This window comes from Leptospira mtsangambouensis (assembly GCF_004770475.1).
Taxonomy (GTDB): Bacteria; Spirochaetota; Leptospiria; order Leptospirales; family Leptospiraceae; genus Leptospira_A; species Leptospira_A mtsangambouensis.
In genome coordinates this window covers 93122-114973 of the sequence record NZ_RQHK01000006.1, presented here as the reverse complement: position 1 = coordinate 114973, position 21852 = coordinate 93122, and the positions used below count along the sequence as shown (strand labels likewise).

Sequence of the window (21852 nt, the reverse complement as noted above, 5' to 3'; positions counted from 1 at the left end):
GGCAGATGTCAAACAAATTTTTTAATAAAATATTCAAAAATGGATAGAATGTCCTATTTTTTTTGGGAGATTTTGGATTTCAAAGGATCAGTTCTGGTTGGATCTGAATTCCAACCTGTCTAAAAAAAAGAATAACTATTAGATGAACTCATAAAGTTTCAAAAAGAAACTATAAAAGAAAATACAAATGAACATTCGTAAAATTAGGAAAAACAATATTGAAATAGCAGTCGTCGATTCAGAAAATACGCTGATCACAGACCCATCCACTGCCCTGGACTTTTTTGCCACCATCCAATACGATTCGGGCTGTGACCGATTTGTTTTGAAACAATCACATCTTGACTCGGACTTCTTCGATTTAAAAACGGGTCTTGCCGGAAACGTATTGCAAAAAATTGTCAACTACCGGATGAAACTAGCAATCATCGGAGATTTTTCCATTTATACAAGCAAAAGTCTCAGTGATTTTATTTACGAAATGAATACTGGGAGAGATGTTTTTTTTCTGAATTCAGAAGAGGAAGCAATCGACCGTTTAGCCAATATTTAATGGGAATGAATCATACCCAGGTTTTGTTTGATTGTCTTTTACCAAAACAAAACTGGGTTTTAAAACCAAAAATCTATACTGTTGGATTTTCCTTTTCCAAAAAAACGATCTTCGATAACAAATCAATATTATGTTTTTCGATTGTATTGGAAAGACCTATCCCCATCAGTTCAAAAACTCTTTGGGTTAATTCTATTGATTCAATTTTTTGATCCTTAAATCCATAAAAACCCAAAACCCCGATGGTTTGGTTATGCACTATAAGCGGAAACTCCATAAGACAAGAAACACCTAGTTCCAATAAATGTTCGCGAACATTTAGACCCGAGGTCTCTCGTATATCATTTAAGATATTGGCAGAACCGACAAAGGTATAGGTAGAGAATTTGGATTCTTCTTTGGAAAACCTTTTTCCTTCATAGATCCCATGTACATCTCCTTCTACAAGGCTATATTCCCAATTTTCTCCAATTTTGGAGGTTATGAGTCCCAGCGGTAACCCAAAAAGTTTAGTTCCCGTTTGTAGATAATTTCGGCAAATCGTTGTTAGGTCACTAGATTTAGTAGAGAGAAGCCGAAACAACTCTGCCAATGAATGTTTCACTAAGGAGGCAGTAGTTAGAGTTTGTGAAATCAAATTTTCATTTTTGAATCGAATCAATTCTTGGCTCAATTGGTCTGCAATCATATCGATGAGTTTTAGATTCTTAAATTTATGTTTGAACTTATCTTCTACTACCATTCCAATCACTCCAATCACAGTATCTTTATCCGATCGAATGGGATATCCCATATACATCGCAGATGTTTTCTCGGGAAGAGTTTCAATGAGAGGTTGAAAAAAAGAATCTTCACCTACTAGATTCATTTCAAAAATCATATTGGAATCCACGACATGATGGCAAGGAACAGAGTATTTCGAAACAAGATCAGGAATATAAAAATCAGAACGACTGTGGAGTGCCAACAAACGAAAGTTTTGTGATTCAGGAAGATATTCCAAAATCCATGTGGTTATGATTTCAGGAATCCTCGCAATAGATTCTACAGTTCGGTTCCAGACATGTTCAGAAGGAAGACCCGATCCAAAAGAATGTAAATCATCAGCCAGGTCTGCTGTTAAAGAAATTCCGGAAAAATAATGGTTGGGAGCCAATTCAGAAAGCATACAAACCACCTCTCTGTCCATCGCACCAGGGCAAAGAAAACAGACGAGAACCTAACATCGTTATATGAGATTTTTATTCAATATAACGACCAATATCTTCCCCAACTCGTACATTCTCTTACAGAGGAAATCCTGTCATTTTAGTGGTTAGATTCGATTTCCATTCTTCATAAATCCATCAAGCCACTTCCTTACCACGGGCCGCTTCTAAAATAGAAAACCATTCCACTCGTGAGAGAGGATAAGAAAAACATTCGGCTGCCGATTGGATTCGTCCTGGATCATTCGTTCCCAAAATGGGAACAAGTCCCGCAGGATGGTTGAGATACCATGAATAAAGGACTTGGTCAACACTACACCCATGTTCTTTTGCAATTTCTTTTAGTTTAGAAACTGTGGCCACTTCTCTTTCCGACTTTGGTGAAAAGATCCTGCCCCCACCTGTGGGTGACCAAATCATAGGATGGCTTTGGAATTCCAAAGCCTGGTCAAAGGTTCCATCAAACAATGATTCTGTGTGAAACGGATGAAACTCAACTTGGTTTGTAAAAAGAGGTTTCTTGTAAGCAGTTTGTAACATTTGGAATTGGGAAGGAGTAAAATTGGAAACTCCAAAATGATTTACCTTTCCTTCCCTGATCAGTGATTCAAATATTTCCGCTAGTTCATAAGGATCCATTAATGGATCAGGTCTGTGGACAAGAACCACATCCAAATGATCCACTTGCAACTTTCGTAACGAACGTTCGACGGAGTATCGAATGTGTTCTTTGGAAGTATTATAATGTTTGGTGGAAAATTTAGATCCCGGAATTTGGATTCCGCACTTCGTAATGATTTTGAGTTTTGATTTGATGGAAGTGTTTTGATTTAAGGCTCTACCAAACAATTTTTCATTTTCAAAACCACCGTAAATGTCTGCGTGATCAAAGGTATCAATTCCAAGACTGAGACAGGTTTCTATTTTTTTTAAAATTCTTTCTGGAGAGTTACCTTCTTTATCTTCATGTAACCTCCAAATTCCATAAACTAATCTCGAGATAGAAAATTTATGTTTTGGAAATTCAATTTGGGGAACTTTCATTTTCTCTCTCCAGTTGTGAGTGGTGTGACAGGAATCCCTTTGGGTTTTCGATTTTGCGCTTCTGCAAAGTTGATCGTTTGTAATTTAGGTAAGACCGATTTTGCAAATAATTTGGATTCTTCCATCAAAGGATAACCAGAAAATATAAAAGCTCGAATTCCCATTTGGATGTATCTTTGGATTTTTTCATACACTTGTTCTGGGGTTCCCACAATGGCCGATCCACATCCAGAACGAGCAAGACCAATCCCTGACCAAATCATTGGTTCGATAAATAAATCGACATCTGCAGACTTTCGCAAGTCATCTTGACGAAGCACTCCCGCAGAATTAGAATCCAAAGCTCGGTGTTTGATATCATTTGCTCTTTCTACATCTATTTTTGATAACAATTGTTTTGCGGCATCTTTTGCTTCTTTTTCGGTTTCTCTGACAATCAAGTGGATGCGAAGGCCAAAATCAATTTTCCTTCCGAAACTAGCGGCACGAAGACTCAAATCATTCATTGTATCAGCCAATCTTTCTTCTGTTTCTGGCCACATTAAAAATACATCGCAGAACTCGGCACAAAGAGCTCGTGCATCGGGAGATATCCCACCGAAATACAATAAGGGCCCACCGTTTTGTTGGTAGGATTTTACAGGATCTGATGGGAGATCAATCTGATAGTGTTTTCCTTCAAACTGGATTCGGTCCCTTGTCCAACCTTGTTGCAAAATTTGAATGACTTCTTTCGAAATCTCATATCTCGTTTTGGAATCCCTTTGGGTTCCAGGAAGGTCCGAAGAGATAATATTGATATTGAGTCTTCCCTTTAACATATGATCCAAAGTGGACAATGTCCTTGCAAGCATTGGCGGATGGATTTCACCACACCGAATCGCTGTTAGGAGAGAAATTTGTTTTGTGAATTGTGACGCCGCCGCGGCAAAGGTCAAAGTATCTTGCCCAGTTTGGTAAGAAGATGGTAAAAGAATGTTTTGGTATCCGAGTTCGTCCGCCAAACGAATGATATCCGAACAATGTTCGAAACTAGAACGTAAGGAACCATCCGGTACTCCTAAATATTCATAATCTCCATTACAAAGGTCACAAAACCAAGATACTTCTATGGCAGGATGTTCGGATCGAATGGTGGGTGCTTTCGGGATCGGATTCATTGTTTTTCTACTGGAAGATAAATCCCGGGCAAAGACAAGAGAGAATTCCCGAAAATCTATCGCTTGCCATAATTTCGGAAAATATCTAATATGACGAATCAATTATCTGTTATGATAGCGGCAATCGATATCCTTTTTTTCGGGCTTACTTTTGTTCTCGTTTTGGGAGTGGGAATGTATGCTGGCCGAAAAGAATCTTCCTCTTCTGATTACTTTCTTGGTGGCAGGAGCCTTCCCTGGTGGGGGATTGCCGGATCCTTATTTGGAACCAATATTTCGGCCAACCATTTGGTTGGAATGCTTGGGATTGGATTTTCTGTTGGCTTTGCCCAAAGCCATTATGAATTTGGATCCATCCCGGCCATAGTTCTTTTGGCCTTTGTATTCCTTCCTCTGTTTCGAAGAAAAAAATTCTATACCCTCTCTCAATTTTTACAAAGCAAATTTGGTCTCGCTGCAGGAAGGATTTTTTCGGGGATCTCACTCATCTTAATCACCATCCAACTTACAGGGGCCCTGTACATTGGGGCCCGGAGTTTTCTCCCTTTTATCAAAGATACGGGAATCCAAATTACTTATACAGAAGTTGTTATTTGGATCGCCTTTACATCAACCATCTATACATGGTTTGGTGGTCTAAAGTCAGTGGTTTACACCGACGTCATTCAAACCTTTTTAATCTTAGCCTCAGGACTACTCCTTGCTTACCTCTCCATCACTAGACCAGAAGTGGGAGGAATTTTTGAATTACTTACAAAAGAAGAAAGTAGGACGGATGGACTGAGCAAAATGAATTTGTATCTGCCTCCGAACCACCCCACCCTTCCTTGGACTGGGGCTCTTAGTGGACTATTCCTATTACATATTTTTTATTGGAATACCAATCAATATGTCGTACAGCGCACATTAGGTGGCAAATCATTAAGAGAAGCACGGCTTGGAATCCTAGTGGGTGGACTTCTCAAACTAACAGTTCCTTTTTTCTCTATCCTTACCGGAGTGGCTGCATATCAAATTTGGACAACTCTTGGAGAAACGGCAAACATCGCTCCAGATGAAGCCTTTTCCAAATTAGTTGTACTTGTAGTTCCGTTCGGATATGGACTGATCGGTGTGATCCTTGCTGGACTCCTTGGTGCGATTTTTTCTAGCATTGACTCTATGTTACATTCTGCAGCCACTCTATTCACGATTGATTTTTATAAACCATTTCAGGAAAGATTGGGTAAAAAGCTGGTTGATGAAGAAGAAATGAAGGCAGGCCGCATTTTTCTTCTAGTATTTTCCTTATTAGTGACTGTTCTTGCGATACTCTTTGTAGATCCGAATTCTAAGAAAAATTTCTTTATCGAACTTTCCAACCAAAGTTCTCATTTTACCCCTGCCTTGCTGGTTGTTTTTTTATTAGGAATTTTGAATTTCAAAATTAGTAGTCGAATGATTTGTATCACCATACTTCTCACACCGATTTTTTCTTTTTTATCGCCAGTTCTTTATTCGCACTTCGCGTCATTTTTCATAAAACAAACATTTGGTGAAGAACTCAATTTTTTACATAGAGTCTTTTTTAGTTTCCATTTTGCCATTGTAACTTTGAGTTTAGCGGCCTATCTCCAAAACAAAAAAAAGAACCATACTACGGATCAAAAAATAAAACTACTGAAGCCTTTAGAAATACCCGATGGAACTTTTACCCGACTAACTTATTTGCTATCAAAAACTAAGTATTGGATTCTATTTTTCTTTCTATTTTTTGTCTTGATTGCCACAAGAATCCAAATTCCCGAATTCAAATTATATATATCGATTTCCGGATTTCTACTTTTTGTGATTTTTTCTATCGCTATTACGATTGGAAAAAGATCAATGAATCAAAATTTAACCACCTTGTTTCGAAAACGAGATGAATGGTTGTACGGAATCCTCCTAGGTTTTACATTTTTGTTTTACCTCTGGTTTTAAAATCGCTTTAACAGACAGATCGATCGGATACGATGGGAACATGGCTAAAAAATATAAATTTAGCATTGCAACTAAAGACAGTCGAATAATGGATTTACTCTCCAGGACTGACCACAAAACATCAGCTCGGTGGGCGCTAGATTGTGTGGAACGAGTGTTTTTCTATTTTGAGAATTCCAATTGCAAGGATCATCATCCCAAAGAAGCCCTAAATGTATTAAAAGAATGGATTAAGACAGGGAAGTTTAACATGGCTGTGGTGCGAAAGGCTGCTTTGGATTCCCATGCTACAGCAAGAAAGATCGAGATGGATCATCCAGAAAAGTCTGTGGCTCGGGCAGCCGGGCAAGCTGTTGCCACCGCCCATGTAAAAACCCATGCCATAGGTGCTGCCAATTATTCCGTGCAAGCAGTCTTTAGAGCCAATGAAAATCTGAATCCCGAACATTCTGTCCAAAAAGAAAGGGATTGGCAATACAATCATTTATTGCAATTATTGGCAGAGTCCAAGGCCAGCTAACAATGTTTGTATTCGAAAAAGCAAATCATAATTTTAGAAAACCAATCTTAACCTTTGGTTTTATTTTTCTCACTATGTTAACGTTGTTCTTCGACAACTATGAGTCATTTGCGTTTACACCAAAAAAAGATTTTGGTTTCAGTTTGTTTTTTTCATTTTTCTTTAACTCTTCCTTTTCTGAATGGTTTACCAACGCAGTTTATCTATATATGTTTGCTGACAATATAGAAGATGTAGTCGGACATTTTTATTTTTTCATTCTCTTTCTATTTTTTGGAATTCTAGCGAACCTAACTTATTTTATATTTCATGTGAACTCTATCATTCCAGTGATCGGAACTTCTGGGGTCATATCAGGAATCCTTGGGATGTACTTTGTTTTTTTTCCTAATGTAAAAAGTACGATGGTGTTTGAAAAAGCTACCTTTCGTGATATACCAATCTTTATCAGTCTCAGTATTTGGATTTTCATCCAATCCTATTTCTATATTGTTGAATTACACAACCAAGTGCGGAGTGTTTATGGCGGACAAGTAATCTCCTTTTTAATGGGAATTATCATCGCCCAAATCTTTATCCGATATAAATTTTTAGATCGACTGGAACATAATATTCGTCTATCGACTTTTATCAACAAAACTGTCCTTTGTCCTTCTTGCAGTAATCCAATCCCGGCAAAAAAATATGGTAGGTTGCACTGTTCGACTTGTAATACAAATTTCTTTTTCGATCGCCATGGAAAAAAATTTCTATAACTTTATCCTTTCGATTGATTGTAATTTCTAAAATCTTTTAAAAAAGATTCAGTCATTTAATTTCTCATCGACAATTCTTTTCTATTGTTTAGTATCCTCCGATACCTAACGGTTGGAGAACGTAAATGCAAAGAATCTTGTTCCTTTTTCTTGTTTTGTCCCTCTGCATTCAGCCTATTTTTGGCGAAGTAAATCCAAATTCTCTCGGACTTCCCAAAGAAGGTTATTATATCATCACTTACAAAAACTATTCAGTCAATTTAGAGATCAGCGCAAACGGATACGATGTTCGAGACGGATCTTCCAATGATGATTCCTCTGGGCAAGCAGACATCAATTACTGGATCATCCCAGGAAAAAACAAAATCAAAATTCGGCTCACAGAAAGAAAAGGCAAAGAAAAAGAAGGTCTGTCAAAAGAAGCAGAAGTCAAACTTATGTTAGGCCAAAAAGGACAATTCCCTGACGAAGGAATTCTTCTAAAACACTTTCAGTGGCCGGACCAAACACAAGCCAACTTAGGAGAATGGACTGAGTTAGAATTTGATCCACCTTTTGATCCACCAAGTAAGTTATGGAAACAAGCAGAATCTATTTCTCTCACAAAAGAAAAAGAAACTTCGGTACTTGAGTTTGCTTCCGAATTTACTAAAATTTTAAACACAAAGGATCCTAAAAAAATACTATCAATGATCCAGTTTCGTGCACAGGACACTTCAGAAGTTCGTTATTATCCGTATGTAGAAGCAGATGAACTCAAATCCATAAATGATATGACAAAAGCCATTGGGTCGAGTTGGAAATTGGATACTAAGAACATCAAATTTACCTTACTCTGTAACAACCAAATCCTAAGTGTCACGGATCATAAAGGCGAACCCATCATTACTTCCAAAAAAGGAGCTTCCATCCCTCTTTATTTAAGTTGGATGAATGGCAAATGGGTCATTGTTCGATAAAGAATTTAACTTAGAATTTATTGACTAAGTAATTTACTTGATTTCCCTTTATCAATATATTCCACTGCATGAAGGGAATCAGGAAATCCGTTCTATCTGTTCGCATGGTTAAAAATCATCTCAGTCTTGTCATCCCGTGTTACCGTGAATCGGAGCGACTTCCCAAATTCTTAGAATCTCTTTTAAAAACATTTAAAGGTTCTAAGTCTGTAGACTTTTTGGTGGTCGATGATGGAAGCCCACTTACTGAATTCGAAATTTTAAAACAAAAAATCAACCATTTACTTTCCAATCCTCAAATCCAATTATTAAGATATGAAACCAATTTAGGAAAAGGTGGAGCCATTCAATTTGGGCTAAACGTTGCGAAAGGAAATTATTATGGTTTTGTGGATGCCGATGGCGCCACTCCAGCCGAGGAAGTGTTACGCACGTGGAATCATATAAACCTTCATCCTGAGATTGATTTACTTGCAGGTTCACGAATTATCATGATGGGAAGAAATGTAAAAAAGTCTTTTTATCGTCACCTTACCAACAGAATTTTTTCATTTTATTTTACTCTTGTGTTTCGAATCCAGATGTATGATCCTCAATGTGGCTGTAAAATTTTCAAAAAATCTGCATACAAACAGACTATTCATAAAATTTATGACTTACGTTGGTTATGGGATACACAATTATTAGTTTTATTAATAAGAAATGGATTCAATATCGTGGAGTTCCCCCTCGACTGGCAAGATATCCCAGGATCTAAATTTAGTTTTTTAAGAGATTCCGTTCGAGTGGTCTACTCGGTTTGGAAATATAGAAACATTCATTAATCAAATTGAAATCAAAATCCTAAATTTTTCTCTTCATACGTTCCGAGATGGCGAATATTTTTTTTGGGGAACTAATCCCTTTCAATTTGTGTTCCCCAAGTTCTTCCCATCGTACAGGAATTTGTTCTGCCAAACTTTCGGATGCCAAAACTGCTTTCCCTAATTCCCCACACATCCCAGCAATGCGGCTCGTTAAATTTACCGCTTCCCCAATTACTGTAAAATCGAGTCTTTCGGTTGAGCCAATGTTTCCATAAAGAATTTCCCCTGAATGCAAACCAACACCATGATGGATGGGTAGTTTTTCTTCTAATTCTCTGGTTTGGTTGTGCGAAAACAATCTTTCACCTAACTTCCTAACGGCGAGAAGCACTTTTTTACCAACAAAAGTTTTATTAGATTCGGAATAGGGAAATACAGCTAAAATTCCATCTCCCAACAATTTCAAAACTTCACCGCCATGAGCTTCAATGAGAGGGATAGCTAAGCCAAAATAATCATTTAACAACTGTATGATCTCAGAAGGAGACAATTTTTCGCTCATCCCAGAATAATTGCGAATGTCAGAAAACCAAATCACTGATTTGATTTTGTCGAGTTCCCCCAAATAAATTTTCCCCGAATACACGGTGGAGCCGGTTCGTTTTCCTAAGTAGATACTTAGCAAAGATTCTGTTAATTCATTCTGAATGAAACTCATCCATTGTAAGGAAATGATTTTTAAAACCTGATGTAAAAAATTACATTCTTCTGTTGACCAACCATTTGGTTTGTCTGTCACCATACTTAAAAAAGCATAACTTGTCCCTTTTTGTAAAATAGGGACAGCTAAATAACCAGTCGCACCTAATGGAGCCAAATCATCTAGGATTGGATAAGGCCGTGATTTTCCTTCATTCTCCGCAAAACCAAAGTAATACGGCTTTTTTGTAGACATTACATGTTGAACGGGGCTAACCGCAAATTGAGAAGTCTGCAATGATCCCAATCGAAAACGAACTTCTCGAAGAAATCCATTTTCAGATTCTATTGTTGATCTTGAATGTAACAAAGGAGTTGTGGAATCATCAAAATATTCGATTTTGTTTTTTGGAACCCATGTATAAGACAAAGACTCCACTTGCGGATGAAGTGTACGAGTTCCCATATTGACTCTTACAATCTGAAAACCTTGTTCTTGTAAATAACCAATCCCTTTATCAAAAAGGTCTGCAGAAGACTTCACTTCCGGCATTTCATTCGTATACCATTCTATAAAATCAGCGATCATTTTCCTATTTGACTTCCAAAGTTCACTTAAGTGAGTCACCTTCTGGTTAATTTTTACACTAAACGCACAAACAGAAATTCACAAAAATGATATCTCTAAAAATTTCAGTGTTCCTATGTTCTATTCTGTATTAAGGAGATTGAATCTACAACCACTCAAGCCAATTGCAAGGAAATATTTGAGTTAAAAAAAGGGGAAAAAAGGAAGGGATTATTATGTTAAAACATCATACCCTGCCGATCGACAGGGTATGAAATTGGCCAAACTTATTTTAGTTTCGCATCCAAACGTTTTTGTACTGCTTCCATAAATTGGAAAGTATCCAATTCTTTTTTGGTAGCAGCAGTGGAAAGTGAAAGTAAGTCTTTTGTCATCTCGCCACCTTCGATGGTTTCAATGATTGCTTCTTCCAATTTAAGAGCAAAGTTCACAAGTTCTGGAGTTCCATCCAGTTCCCCACGTTTCGCGAGCGCTCCCGTCCAAGCAAAAATAGATGCCACTGAGTTTGTAGAAGTGGTTTCACCTTTTTGGTATTTACGGTAGTGACGAGTCACTGTTCCATGCGCTGCTTCGTATTCGTATTTTCCGTCTGGAGACACAAGAACGGAAGTCATCAGACCAAGGGAACCAAACCCTGAAGCAACCATATCACTCATAACGTCACCGTCGTAGTTCATCATCGCCCAAAGTTGTCCACCTTCGTTTTTCATGATTTGTGCAACTGCATCATCAATGAGGTAGTAACTATAAGTAATACCAGCAGCTTTCATAGCAGCTTCTTGTTCTTTTGCCATGTTATCAAAGATATCACGGAAACGAGCATGGTATTTTTTAGAAATCGTATCTTTAGTTGCAAACCAGATGCTGATTTTTTCAGACAATGCGTAAGTGAAACATGCCTTTGCAAAAGACTTGATGGATTCATCTAGGTTGTGCATCGCAAGAGCAACACCCGGAGCTTTAAAATCGTTTACGAGTAATCTTTGTTTTTCTTTTCCAGAAGCATCAGTATAAACGAGTTCTACTTTTCCTGGACCATCAACAAGGATCTCTACGTCACGGTAAATATCACCGTAAGCGTGTCTTCCGATCGCAATTGGTTTTTTCCAAGAGTTTACCGCTGCTGGAATGTTTTTGATGATGATTGGTTTACGGAAAACAGTTCCATCAAGGATGGCACGAATCGTTCCGTTAGGTGATTTCCATTCTTGTTTTAGGTTGTATTCTTTTACTCGGTCTGCGTTTGGAGTGATGGTTGCACATTTAACACCTACGCCGTGTTTTTTGATCGCGTTAGCAGAATCTACAGTGACTTGGTCATCTGTTTTGTCACGGTATTCTACACCTAAGTCATAGTATTCTAAAGTGATGTCTAAATAAGGGTAGATGAAACGATCTTTAATTTCTTTCCAGATAATTCTTGTCATTTCATCGCCGTCTAACTCAACAAGCGGTGTTTTTACTTTAATTTTTCCCATTGATTTCTCCTAAACTCATTCAATTTTTGATTCGCATAAATACGTTTATATGGAATTCACCATATACAAATTCCAAAGGTAGTGACAAAACTCGGTAGAATTATTGATCGCTCCTGAAATGGTATGAATTCCCGTAAGGGATGTATATCTTTTTCTATAAGCATCTCGTTCAGAAATTCCGGAAAGTTTTGATTCCAATCGAACGAGGACCTCTTTCCAAGATTCACATTGTTCTTTTACCTGTGGGTCGGTCGCTTTGATTTTGAGATCTGTTGCTTTGGAAATCTGAATTTCCCAAAAATGAGTTGGGAATGCTGGGGGTGTATACCGATCCCTGATGGCTTCTAGATCCTTTTCAATGTCCTGGTCTTTAAATGCTGTAAAAAAGAAAAATCCGCTGATTCGTAATGAGAGGGGGAGGAAAAAACTAAAATTGCGATCGTAAGAGATCATTTGTTGGAGAGTCCATTCAGCAGATTTTCCGCTGGTCTTTTTCTCCGTAAAGGCCTTGGCATCCAAAGGAGCCAATTCATCAAAACAATATTGGGCAAACCGGAGTTTCTCTTTCCAGAATATTTCTAATATCTCCGTGACCATGCCTGTTTCGTTCATCTTGGATAGGGGAAAGTATTTTTCAAGTGCGAATCCTTTTTTAGGAACCAAAGTCAAACTTCTTCCACCCCAGTAGTCATGAAAGAAACCGAAGTCCTCTGGCGTGAGCTTGTGACAAAAAAAGAAGAATTCTTACATATCTTACGAATTCTGAATCATTATTATGAAATGCGAGGCGAAACCAAATCCAAACAGTATGCCTTCCGACGCCATTTGGCCGATTCCTCTCCTGAATCGGTACAAATCTTTTTTTCAAAACTTGGGCCTTTTGAATACCAAGTGGCCTGTCGGGTTTTGCCAGAAGAGCAGGTCGAAACTTGGATTCATATCGATGGAATCGCAGAAGAAAGAGAAAGGTTAAAACAAATCGGCAATACAGAACATCCCGTCTTTTCGCTCGTTTGTCTGGGTGACTTGTTTGCTTTGACCCTCCCAAGCACCCTTCGCATTTAAAGGAAATCCCCAAGAAAAACCTTGATTCTTTTACAAACTCCCGTTAGGATTTGCCGGTGTTTCGGCAATTCTTTCGACTGGTGTTGTTTGTTTGTTTAGTAACTCTGTTACCAAAAGAAAACCTACTAGCCCAAGATTTTAAAACCCAGCACTTCCCCGATGAAGGTTATCTGCAAGCCTGGAACTTTACCTTTCGAAATGAAAAATACAATCTCTTTGCTACTTTCCTTGTCAGCAATTTTGGTCCAGGATCACATAACAATGGTATATCGCTACTTTTAAAACCAAAAGACCAACCAGTATTTTATTCCACCCGCGAATTTGATTCCGATGAATACGAATTTAGGAAAGGCCAGTTCTACCAAAGGAGTGGAGAAAACTGGATGGAATACAAAAACGGAATTTATTCTTTTTATATGAATTATGGGGATTGGGAAATCAAATTAGATTATAAACCAAGACGTGGTTCAGTTCCTATCTCCAAAGGTAGGTTCCCTTTGAAAGAGGAGGGTAAATTTGTACAAGCCGATATCCCCTTTTCCTTTTCTCTAGTCACTGGCACAATTCGTTACAAAGAAATCACGGAAGAAATCAAAGGAGTGGGAGGTTTAGAACATATCCTCTCCAATGAGCCCGTTTACCAATACTCCAAAAAATGGGAACTTGTAAGATCGATCACTAAGGATGGATACCGAATTTTTACGGGAGGATTTATTGGTACTCCCGATTTTCCGGGAGGATTTTTTCGCCGAGTGGCTGTTCTCGACAATTCTGGTCATCTGGTTTTGGAAGGGACAGTGGAACGAGCCGAAGTTTTGGATTGGGAAAAAGAACCTACGTCTGGTTATACGATTCCAAAAACAGAAGTTTTATATTTTAACGAAGGAAAATGTTCTCTTCTTGTCAAACGAACTCGCTCCATTGCAACCATGAGTGCATTGGAGAATATCTCGTCGTTTTTAAGATTTTTTATTCAGTTGTTTTTTGCAAAACCTTATCAAATCCATTGGTATGCCGATCTAAAATTAGATTGTCCCATTTGGTCTGGGGAAGCAAGAGGTTACCATTCCAATTATTTGATCAATGAATGATTTAAAAAATTCTATTTAGATTGTATTTTAAACAAACACAAACATTAGTCGAAAACCAATTGATACTTAAAGGATAAACTTCTGTCCTTCATGGGCAATATGAACTTGCATACCACCTGGTTTGACTAACTTTGCTTCATCTAAAATTATCCTCGCCACTTCATGGTCTGAATGATCCGGTTCATGGTGAGTGAGAACCACCGATCGTATTTCCATCATTTCTGCAAACTCAACAGCTTTGCTGACAGCAGTGTGACCCCAACCTAATTTTTTTTCCGCCTCAGCTGTACTGTACTGAGCATCGATGATGATGAGATCTGCACCAGCAATCTGAGGTTTCATTTTGAGTAAATGTTCGCGGTCTTCTTCTCGATATTCCACATCAGTACAAAATAAGAAAATTTTATTTCCTTCACGGATTCTATAACCAGTACAAGACCCAGGATGGCGAAGTCCAAAAGGAATAATTTTTAGACCACCTAACATATACGACTCAAACTCTTTCCAAAGGTGAAAATGTTTTTTGGAAGCCATTTGCTGCAAGGTCACTGGAAAATTTTCAGGATGTTGTTGTCGGATCAGTCTTTCTTCTAAGTTTTCAATACATGAGTAAAAGTGAATATTACAAGAAGGTGAATAACCAGGTTTAAAAAAAGGCCACCCTTGGATATGGTCCCAATGTGTATGAGAAACCAAGATATGAATGTCCATATCTTCCCCACTAAAAGCCTGTGGTGCCATTTGGTTGCCTAGAACCCGAAGCCCCGTCCCCATATCTAAAATGACTTTTTCGCCGCCATCCCCTTCAATGAATACACAAGTTGTGTTCCCTCCCAAATCTTGGGAAAGAGGAATCGGCAAATGATTCAAAAACTCCTCTTCCGAAAAAGAAGCGGGATCCTTTTTCCACTCTTCTTTGGCCATCTGAAGAATCTTTAGAGTTTTCTCCCGTTGTTCCGGTTTAGAGATCGGTGTGGGGAGTGAACCGCGAACACCAAAAAGAGTTATTTTCATCTAGTTCCTTTTAAAAATCCTGACAATACATCATCGGAAGGAATGCATTTGTTAGTTAGCCCAGAAATCCAAGAAAAACTTTGGAAGTTTACTACCAAAACTTCCTATCAATCAGACTACCTCCTGCAACCTAAAGAGCGGGGAAAAAAAATCGACCTAAAAAAATCTTTCCCGGACCAGATCCAAAACTTTGTTTTAGAACTTGGATCGGGTTGGGGTGAAGTTGCCATCGAATTGGCAAAGAATGACCACCAAACAGGCTATTTGTTGATGGAAAAGAAGGTAAACCGAATCATCCACACCGAAAAACAACGACAAACGCTTGGTTTGGAAAATATCCGCTATATGACCGTTAACTTCCAGTGGTTTTTCGATGAACTTCTTGAGAAAGAAATTTTTGACAAAATCATCATCAACTTCCCAGATCCTTGGCCAAAGAAAAAACACCGAAAAAACAGACTCATGCAAGGCCATATGCTCGAACAAATTTACGATCTATTGAAACCAGGTGGCAAGTTGTTATTTGCGACTGATTACGGCCCGTATGCAAGACGAACGATTTCTTTATTTAGAAAATTTCCTAAATTTATTTGGGACAATAAAGAATATGAATTCGAAAGACCAGAATTCCCTGTTTCCTTTTTCGAAGCAGAAAAAAGAAACGAAGGGAAACGAATCTATTATATAAATCGAACTAAAGTGAATTAAATATTACAATTCACTTTAGATGCATTTGTTATATCGATTGGGTTGTCGTTAGTCGACAGTTACCGTACTGATACGAAGGCCATCTCGGTCTCCCTTCCAAGGAACAGGAGTTTTGTCTCTACCTTTGATGAGAAGTAGTTCCTTTGACCTGCCTTCTACCACAAGCCCATCTAATGGATAATAAAAATCTCCCTGAATGGAATAGGAATCTTTCCACTTAGATCCACCTTTCCAAAGATAGGCGGTATTCTCTGTATTAACCAGTAATGACTCCGGGTTTTTTACAACGGATCGAATGGTTTCCGTATTACCAAGGGAATATAGTTTTGCTTTTTCAGTTCCTTGGTACATCTGATTTCCTAATTGGATCAAACAAGAATCTTCAACACAACCAAGGATCTGCGCCGATTCTTTTGCATCTTTTTTAAGAATAGGATTTGATACTTTCTTTTCCTTCTCTGCTTGCGAGCCGATGGTAAATACTTGAATCTGGAATTCCTTTTTCAAATCACGAAGGACTAAAAGTTTTCCTTCATCCGTGTAAGAGAAACTTAAAAAATCATTCCCGTTCCACTCTTCTAAGATTTCCAAATTTGGATTAGTTTTAACAATCTTTCGGTCCGCACCTTTTTCTTTTTCCAAAAGAAGGAAAAAGCCGTTTGCATCAGCAGTTCCTTGTTTGACCTTCCATCCGACTAACACCTGTTTTTTAAAAGTCATCTTTCCTGACTCAGGATAAATTTTGGTGGCTGTATCATTGGAAATTCCAACAAGTTCCTTACCAGCAACTAACAATTGAAATGGAGCGGATGTATATTGTTTCCATACCAGTTCTTTTGTAATTCTGTCATAACCAACAAGTGCTGTTCCATAGTTTACGATGATTCGGTTAGGATAGACAATTGGTGTGGAAACAGGAGTTCCTGATAGGTTCAGATCTGTTACGTGTAATGGTTCGTCATCCAATGCATCTGAAGGAAGTAATCTTGCGTATTTGGTTTCTCCGTATTCACGTAAGATTTTTTCTTTTACTTGGTTTCGTTTTGTTTTCAGCTTATCAGATGGAGATTGTTTTTGTTTAGCGTCTAAAATTCTAAACTGAGCAAATAAAGCTTCCGCAGAAGGTTCTTCTTTGAGAACATGTTCAATGATTTTTTCTGCTTCTTCTAATTTGTTTTCTTTGTAATAGATATAGGCTAATTGGATCTCACCATCCATAAAATCTGGATCGGATTTGCGAATTGATTCTAAAATGGATTTTGCTTCTTTGGTTAGGTCTTCATTGAAATAGGCAATTGCCAAATTGTAGGAGGAAAGTCCAAATTCAGAGTCCTTCTCTCTAGCTTTTTCAAATTCCCTTTTTGCGTTTTCCAGTTGGTTTAATTTATAAAATGCCAAACCTTTTGCAACATTACTCGGAGCAAAATTAGGGTTTACCAAAATAGAACGATCAAAATCACCAATGGCCGCGTCATAGTTTTTGCGTTTCATGGTGACTAGGCCCAACATATAATAGGCGTAATACGAATCTGGCTTTTCTTTTAGGATATCATAGAAGCCGTCTTCTGCTCTTTTTAGTTCCCCTTTTTTATAATAAAAAGAGTATATCCCTTCTTTAAAGGAAATTGCATTTTCTTTGTTCGTTCGAACTGCATTTTCCAAAATGGCAAGACCTTTTTCTTCCTCACCTTTTTCAATGTAACATTCCGCAATTTTTACAAGAAGAGAAGCTTTCGGAACTTTATCATAAGCCTTTTGGTAAGGTGTGACTGCTTCCAAATATTTTTTACGGTTAAAGAAGGAATTTCCTTCTTTTACGTATGGCAAAATCTCCGCAAAACGAGAGTTCTCTGCCACTGTTTTTTCAGTTTCAATCAGTTCAGGAATGTCTTTTGTAAATTTTTTTGATTTTTGAATGAAGTCATTCGCACGAGTGTAGTTTTCTTTTGAGTTTTCTTCCACTGCACGTTTGTAATACAAACTTCCCAATCGGTAATCAACAGCATCATTGTTTGGAAATTTTTTCTTTAGTCCCATATAGATAGACTCAGCTTCATCCCATTTGCTTGCGTCTTCTGCGATCCGGCCTAAAGTGATGGCACTAAACGGATCTGCTGCTGAAAGTATTTCGAGTTTTTTGATGTATTCTTTTTCTTTTTTGGATTCCCCAGTTTTTGCATACACACGAGCAAGTCCCTGTAAAGCACCAGGGTTCGTAGAATCCATTCGGTAAGCTTCTAAATAAGAACTTTCAGATTTTTTATATTCTCCAAAAGCAAAATAAGCCCGACCAAATGCATTTTGTGCAGCAGGATTTTCTGGATTCACACCCATTGCTTTTCCATACTCATCAAAGGCTTGTTTTCTTTTTCCTTGGCGTAAGAAGGAATCACCACTAGCAATGTACTTTTGTGATTCGGCTAAGACTTTGGCTTTGCGAATCTCTTCCTTCTTTGCTTTGGGATGAGACTCTGCTTTTTTTAATACATCCAGAGCTTCATCAAAACGGCCAGAATCAATCAGCACATACGCCAAATTGAGTTTAGGTTCAAAAAAATTAGGATCCCAAGACGCGGCATCTTGGAAACTCAGAGTGGCTTTTTTGGTTTCGCCCCATTTCCACTCACATATCCCTTGTTTGTTGCGGATCTCAGCATTTTTAGGAATTTTTGCACCGGCTTGTTTGGAGGTTTTTAAACAATCAGAATAATTATGTGTTTGGATATAAACATTACACAAACCTACATATCCACTTGGATTTGTATCAGACAATGAAATGGATTTTTTAAAACTATCTTCACTTTCTTTGAGTTTTCCATTTAATAACTGCGCATTCCCTAAAAAAGACCATAAGGATCCATTTTGAGGTTGTAAATCCGTAGCTTTTTTAAATTCGGAAGTGGCCTCAGCATAATTCTTTTTGGCCAAAAAATCATTACCGCGTTGGATGAGAGAGGCAATCTTTGTAGAGAGTTTCGCATCTTTGGCAGTTTTTAGTTCTGGATTGAGTTTTTCCGCCTTTGCAAAGTAAGCTTCTGCTTCCTCATATCTTTTTAGTTCTAAACAAACATCACCCAATTGGTTGAGAAGTTCAATAGGATACGGAAATTCTGGTTTTGTTTCCAAGGATTTGAGAACCACAAGGCTCTCTTGGTAACGACCTAAGTTTTTTAAAAGGATACCTGTTTTGTATGTATAAATGGTTTCTTCTGGTTTGAGTTGGCTTAAAGTTTGGTAGGTAGAAAGGGCTTCTTCATTTTCTCCCAAAGTGGATTGCACTGTTCCAAGACCAATGAGTAGTTTTTCATTTTTAGGATCTATATTTTTGCCTTTTTCAAAAGATAGTTTTGCATTCTCATAATCACCTAACTGATAGTAGGAGGAGCCAAGTAGAGAATAACCATCAATGAGTTCGAATGTTTGAATGGAGGCCTTTGCTTTTTCTAAAGCAGAGTCCATATTTCCTTTTTGAAATTCATTACTTCCGTCTGCAACAAGAGCCCTTGCTTCTTCAATTTTTTGGCGATCCGAAACATCAGATTTTTCCACCACGGGATCTTTGACAGTGACTGGTTTAAAATCTCGAGACTGACAACCAACAAACAAAACACAGGTAAAGATTAAAAAACTAAGTTGTCTCATTTTTGGAGCCTTTCCTCAAACTTAACCATATCAGGATATCGTATTTTTACACCGCGAAGGGGTGTGCCCGTAATAGGAGCGTTATGTGGGGTTAATACGCCTATATTCCAAAACGTTTCAAAATTCCACGGAAGTTCTTCTACCATTTTATTCCCTAAGGACAACCGAATCATTTTCTTTTCGATATCAGTGGAAAGTTTTACAGATCTTCCTTTGAGTTCATCTTCTTTGTCCCAGCGATAAGAAGAACGAACAGGAGCTTCCTTTTCTTCCGAAGAAAATTTGATAATATGAAAATCTGTTTTATCCACGTAAACTAAAATGGCATTTTGATTGTGGTCTGTAAAAGAAAGACCAACAGCACCGTTCAAATCTTTCACAAGATCTAACACAAGTTCTGCTTCTAAATAATCAGGAATAAGGTCCTCGGAATACACTCCATACCAGCCGGTAGGAAGGTCTTTGTTTTTAGCAAAAGTAAGTTTGCCAGGGAAAGTTGCAGAAAAGTTCGGAGATGCCGAAGTGAGGTTCCAAAACTCTTCTGATTCCCAACCCACGCCGTCCTCTAGGGAAATGGGCAATGCAATGGAAGTAATTTGTTTGGGTCTAATTTTTATTCCCGCTTTTGCATATTCAAAATGGGAACCATTTTGTGTTCGGATGAATTGGATCGGATAACTCCCGTAAGGTACACCCGATTCCGCATATTGTGTTTTTCCTTTTTTCTGACCATCGACTACAATATCGAGCCCTGGAGGAAAACTGGAGATCACAATGGTTCCTTGGGAAATATCATCACTCCATTCTTGGAACACACGAGTTGTTTTTCCTGCACGAATTAAGATATTTCGTTTTACTGGATCTTTGCCAGGTTTTGCAAAAGAGAGGGAATGTTTTCCATTGATGAGTTGGTAAGAAAGTAAGGGAGCCTTACCAACTTCGACTCCATCCAAATAAATTGTGGTTCCCGGAGAAGTGGAGAATACAGAAACATTTCCTCGTAAGGAAGAAGTAAAGTAAGAACGAAGGTCATCATCCGAAGGAGAGGAAACTTCAGCAAAATAGGAAGGTACACTTCCTGTTAAAGGTTGGAGTTGTCTTTTGCCATGAAACACATCAAATGTTTTTAAGGACTTAACAACTGGTTCTTTTTCTTCTTGGTAAACAAAAATCGCCTTTCCATAGTTTTGTGAAAGAACTGGATCTTTGTATTGTACCTCAACGGAAAGTCTTTCCGCATTCTTAGTAAGTGTTAACTCTAATAATAAATCCAAGTCAGAGGATTCGGAAAATTTGGGATCAGTATCTTTGGGAGCTTTTTTATATAACCCCAGTTTGCTGTGAGGGAAAAGAACTTTCTCTTCTAATAACAATAAATCGGATTTGGAAAACCCCTCTGGAACTTGTTTCCAGAGGAGTGAAAAATGTGGAGTGGATTTATTTACCAGTCGTTCTTTGTAATCTCTACCCGAAGGAAGGGGTTCCGATTCACCTGGAAGAGGTGTTACGAACTTAGGTTTTGTAAAACTTCGATTCAGTGTTTCGATCTTTGTGACCGAAGAACAATAACCGACTAAAAAACAAAGGACCGGTAAATAAACATATCTCATTTCGTCTTATCAAAACTCTCTTTGGGAGCTAATTTTAGTGAATCTTTTTGAACATCTTTTTTGATGTATTTTGAATCTTCGATGGACTTAGCCGTTTTGATTACTTCATCAGATTTTGATTTTGTAATCTCACGCGTTCTTGCTGCTTTCTCCAACTCTTCTGCAGAAGATCCAATGTTTAATTTTTGAAGTTCTTCGTTGTTTGTTCGGAGTTCGTTTGCAAGAGACTCAAACTGTAACATCTTAGTGTTTTCAAAAGCCAACATTTCTTTCATCTCAGATAAAGATTGTTTGTCCATTGGTTTGATCATTTTATCAGAAAGTTTAGTGTCATTTCCGACTTCAGCTACTTTCTGTTTGTCGACTACGATTTCATTTTCTGAATTGGATTTGCGAATGGCAACTGCTCCATCAAGAACTGTATATTTAACAACACAGTTTCCAGATCCGCAAGCTACGTTCCCACCTTTGGCAGATGGATTTTCAACATTGGTAAGAAAGATAGTTCCACGAACACCCGCAATCGAAGTAGGAGTTACGATGCTGAAAGATTCTGTTTTTCTTTCTTTGCGTAAAACTGTTACAAGTTTTCCGTATTGCATATTAACTTCTGTTTCACGAGATCCATCGTTTGCTGCAAACGCTTGGCTTACGCTAAGAGATGTGTTTTTGTTTAACTTAAGTACTCCGTCTTCGCCTACAAGGATTTCCACAGAACCGTTTTGACCAGTTACAATGGTATCTTTGGAAGTTAAAACATCACCTAAGTTTGGTTTTACTTGTCCACTCTCGCGGATCACAACCACATCACCTTTTACAAAGGCAACAACAACATTACTTTCTTGTCCAGACTTCTCTGTAACATTTGTTACAGATTCCTTAGAATCTTTTTGGCAAGCAGTTAAAACTATGGCAAAAACCGCCACAAATCCTAATGCCGACAACCGATTGATCATTGCACGTTTCATATTCCTTCCTCCGGAAATCTT

19 protein-coding genes are annotated in these 21852 nt (G+C 38.0%); 9 read left to right on the top strand and 10 right to left on the bottom strand.

The genetic code is table 11. The features are described 5' to 3' along the window. Positions 1-187 precede the first annotated feature (187 nt). Positions 188-553 (top strand): DUF4180 domain-containing protein, encoded by a 366-nt coding sequence (locus EHR01_RS09860; protein ID WP_135694624.1) that lies wholly within the window; start codon positions 188-190, stop codon positions 551-553. Positions 554-626: 73 nt separating this feature from the next. On the opposite strand, the gene EHR01_RS09855 is transcribed toward EHR01_RS09860, so the two are convergent. The 3 genes from EHR01_RS09855 to EHR01_RS09845 all read right to left on the bottom strand — a co-directional run bounded on the left by EHR01_RS09855 (position 627) and on the right by EHR01_RS09845 (position 3965). After that, on the bottom strand, positions 627-1721 hold the full coding sequence (locus EHR01_RS09855) for a GAF domain-containing protein (RefSeq protein ID WP_135694623.1): 1095 nt from the start codon (positions 1719-1721) through the stop codon (positions 627-629). A 178-nt stretch (positions 1722-1899) separates the two neighbouring features. Next, a complete protein-coding gene (locus tag EHR01_RS09850) occupies positions 1900-2805 on the bottom strand; it encodes an aldo/keto reductase (protein ID WP_135694622.1) in 906 nt (301 codons plus the stop codon). Beyond that, on the bottom strand, positions 2802-3965 hold the full coding sequence (locus EHR01_RS09845; protein WP_135694621.1) for an LLM class flavin-dependent oxidoreductase: 1164 nt from the start codon (positions 3963-3965) through the stop codon (positions 2802-2804). The genes EHR01_RS09850 and EHR01_RS09845 overlap by 4 nt, the downstream gene beginning before the upstream one ends. A 90-nt stretch (positions 3966-4055) precedes the next feature. On the opposite strand from EHR01_RS09845, the gene EHR01_RS09840 reads away from it, so the two are divergent. The 5 genes from EHR01_RS09840 to EHR01_RS09820 all read left to right on the top strand — a co-directional run bounded on the left by EHR01_RS09840 (position 4056) and on the right by EHR01_RS09820 (position 8985). Continuing rightward, complete coding sequence (locus EHR01_RS09840) at positions 4056-5927, top strand: SLC5 family protein (protein ID WP_135694620.1); 1872 nt, start codon at positions 4056-4058, stop codon at positions 5925-5927. 40 nt (positions 5928-5967) lie between these two features. Next, on the top strand, positions 5968-6447 hold the full coding sequence (locus EHR01_RS09835) for a putative immunity protein (protein ID WP_135694619.1): 480 nt from the start codon (positions 5968-5970) through the stop codon (positions 6445-6447). Then, positions 6396-7202, top strand: coding sequence for a rhomboid family intramembrane serine protease (locus EHR01_RS09830; RefSeq protein ID WP_244310050.1), 807 nt, complete (start codon positions 6396-6398; stop codon positions 7200-7202). The genes EHR01_RS09835 and EHR01_RS09830 overlap by 52 nt, the downstream gene beginning before the upstream one ends. Positions 7203-7327: 125 nt before the next feature. Next, positions 7328-8161 (top strand): hypothetical protein, encoded by an 834-nt coding sequence (locus EHR01_RS09825; RefSeq protein ID WP_135694617.1) that lies wholly within the window; start codon positions 7328-7330, stop codon positions 8159-8161. Between the two features lie 104 nt (positions 8162-8265). Then, complete coding sequence (locus EHR01_RS09820) at positions 8266-8985, top strand: glycosyltransferase (protein ID WP_135694616.1); 720 nt, start codon at positions 8266-8268, stop codon at positions 8983-8985. Positions 8986-9004: 19 nt separating this feature from the next. Here the strand turns inward: EHR01_RS09820 and EHR01_RS09815 are convergent, their stop codons facing one another. The 3 genes from EHR01_RS09815 to EHR01_RS09805 all read right to left on the bottom strand — a co-directional run bounded on the left by EHR01_RS09815 (position 9005) and on the right by EHR01_RS09805 (position 12345). Continuing rightward, complete coding sequence (locus tag EHR01_RS09815; RefSeq protein WP_135694615.1) at positions 9005-10255, bottom strand: adenylate/guanylate cyclase domain-containing protein; 1251 nt, start codon at positions 10253-10255, stop codon at positions 9005-9007. Between the two features lie 266 nt (positions 10256-10521). Beyond that, positions 10522-11733 carry an NADP-dependent isocitrate dehydrogenase gene (locus EHR01_RS09810; RefSeq protein ID WP_135694614.1) on the bottom strand — a complete coding sequence of 404 codons (1212 nt, stop codon included), beginning with the start codon at positions 11731-11733 and terminating at the stop codon, positions 10522-10524. 45 nt (positions 11734-11778) lie between these two features. After that, the gene (locus EHR01_RS09805; protein WP_208721760.1) at positions 11779-12345 is read right to left on the bottom strand and encodes a hypothetical protein; all 567 of its coding nucleotides are present in this window, start codon (positions 12343-12345) and stop codon (positions 11779-11781) included. Between the two features lie 78 nt (positions 12346-12423). Here EHR01_RS09805 and EHR01_RS09800 point away from each other — a divergent pair, with 78 nt between their 5' ends. Beyond that, complete coding sequence (locus EHR01_RS09800; protein ID WP_135694612.1) at positions 12424-12798, top strand: LIC_13246 family protein; 375 nt, start codon at positions 12424-12426, stop codon at positions 12796-12798. A 56-nt stretch (positions 12799-12854) separates the two neighbouring features. Next, the gene (locus EHR01_RS09795; RefSeq protein ID WP_135694611.1) at positions 12855-13889 is read left to right on the top strand and encodes a hypothetical protein; all 1035 of its coding nucleotides are present in this window, start codon (positions 12855-12857) and stop codon (positions 13887-13889) included. 66 nt (positions 13890-13955) lie between these two features. Here EHR01_RS09795 and EHR01_RS09790 read toward each other — a convergent pair whose 3' ends face one another. After that, the gene (locus EHR01_RS09790) at positions 13956-14903 is read right to left on the bottom strand and encodes an MBL fold metallo-hydrolase (protein WP_135694610.1); all 948 of its coding nucleotides are present in this window, start codon (positions 14901-14903) and stop codon (positions 13956-13958) included. Between the two features lie 48 nt (positions 14904-14951). Between EHR01_RS09790 and trmB the strand changes: the two genes are divergently transcribed. Continuing rightward, positions 14952-15611 carry a tRNA (guanine(46)-N(7))-methyltransferase TrmB gene (trmB, locus tag EHR01_RS09785; RefSeq protein WP_135694609.1) on the top strand — a complete coding sequence of 220 codons (660 nt, stop codon included), beginning with the start codon at positions 14952-14954 and terminating at the stop codon, positions 15609-15611. 48 nt (positions 15612-15659) lie between these two features. On the opposite strand, the gene EHR01_RS09780 is transcribed toward trmB, so the two are convergent. The 3 genes from EHR01_RS09780 to EHR01_RS09770 are packed head-to-tail and all read right to left on the bottom strand — an operon-like array spanning position 15660 to position 21831. Further along, a complete protein-coding gene (locus EHR01_RS09780) occupies positions 15660-19253 on the bottom strand; it encodes a tetratricopeptide repeat protein (RefSeq protein WP_135694608.1) in 3594 nt (1197 codons plus the stop codon). After that, a complete protein-coding gene (locus tag EHR01_RS09775) occupies positions 19250-20863 on the bottom strand; it encodes an LIC10124 family lipoprotein (RefSeq protein WP_135694607.1) in 1614 nt (537 codons plus the stop codon). The genes EHR01_RS09780 and EHR01_RS09775 overlap by 4 nt, the downstream gene beginning before the upstream one ends. After that, positions 20860-21831, bottom strand: coding sequence for a FecR family protein (locus EHR01_RS09770; protein ID WP_135694606.1), 972 nt, complete (start codon positions 21829-21831; stop codon positions 20860-20862). Before EHR01_RS09770 ends, EHR01_RS09775 begins: the two co-directional genes overlap by 4 nt. Positions 21832-21852 lie beyond the last annotated feature (21 nt).

What these genes read in the sequence shown, in the direction of transcription:
- EHR01_RS09860 (WP_135694624.1), top strand. Translation starts at nt 188, where the DNA reads ATGAACATTCGTAAAATTAGGAAAAACAATATTGAAATAGCAGTCGTC.
- EHR01_RS09780 (WP_135694608.1), bottom strand. Translation starts at nt 19,253, where the DNA reads ATGAGACAACTTAGTTTTTTAATCTTTACCTGTGTTTTGTTTGTTGGT.
- EHR01_RS09805 (WP_208721760.1), bottom strand. Translation starts at nt 12,345, where the DNA reads ATGAACGAAACAGGCATGGTCACGGAGATATTAGAAATATTCTGGAAA.
- EHR01_RS09815 (WP_135694615.1), bottom strand. Translation starts at nt 10,255, where the DNA reads ATGATCGCTGATTTTATAGAATGGTATACGAATGAAATGCCGGAAGTG.
- EHR01_RS09820 (WP_135694616.1), top strand. Translation starts at nt 8,266, where the DNA reads ATGGTTAAAAATCATCTCAGTCTTGTCATCCCGTGTTACCGTGAATCG.
- EHR01_RS09800 (WP_135694612.1), top strand. Translation starts at nt 12,424, where the DNA reads ATGAAAGAAACCGAAGTCCTCTGGCGTGAGCTTGTGACAAAAAAAGAA.
- EHR01_RS09840 (WP_135694620.1), top strand. Translation starts at nt 4,056, where the DNA reads ATGACGAATCAATTATCTGTTATGATAGCGGCAATCGATATCCTTTTT.
- EHR01_RS09845 (WP_135694621.1), bottom strand. Translation starts at nt 3,965, where the DNA reads ATGAATCCGATCCCGAAAGCACCCACCATTCGATCCGAACATCCTGCC.
- EHR01_RS09770 (WP_135694606.1), bottom strand. Translation starts at nt 21,831, where the DNA reads ATGAAACGTGCAATGATCAATCGGTTGTCGGCATTAGGATTTGTGGCG.
- EHR01_RS09855 (WP_135694623.1), bottom strand. Translation starts at nt 1,721, where the DNA reads ATGCTTTCTGAATTGGCTCCCAACCATTATTTTTCCGGAATTTCTTTA.
- EHR01_RS09775 (WP_135694607.1), bottom strand. Translation starts at nt 20,863, where the DNA reads ATGAGATATGTTTATTTACCGGTCCTTTGTTTTTTAGTCGGTTATTGT.
- EHR01_RS09825 (WP_135694617.1), top strand. Translation starts at nt 7,328, where the DNA reads ATGCAAAGAATCTTGTTCCTTTTTCTTGTTTTGTCCCTCTGCATTCAG.
- EHR01_RS09790 (WP_135694610.1), bottom strand. Translation starts at nt 14,903, where the DNA reads ATGAAAATAACTCTTTTTGGTGTTCGCGGTTCACTCCCCACACCGATC.
- EHR01_RS09835 (WP_135694619.1), top strand. Translation starts at nt 5,968, where the DNA reads ATGGCTAAAAAATATAAATTTAGCATTGCAACTAAAGACAGTCGAATA.
- EHR01_RS09810 (WP_135694614.1), bottom strand. Translation starts at nt 11,733, where the DNA reads ATGGGAAAAATTAAAGTAAAAACACCGCTTGTTGAGTTAGACGGCGAT.
- EHR01_RS09850 (WP_135694622.1), bottom strand. Translation starts at nt 2,805, where the DNA reads ATGAAAGTTCCCCAAATTGAATTTCCAAAACATAAATTTTCTATCTCG.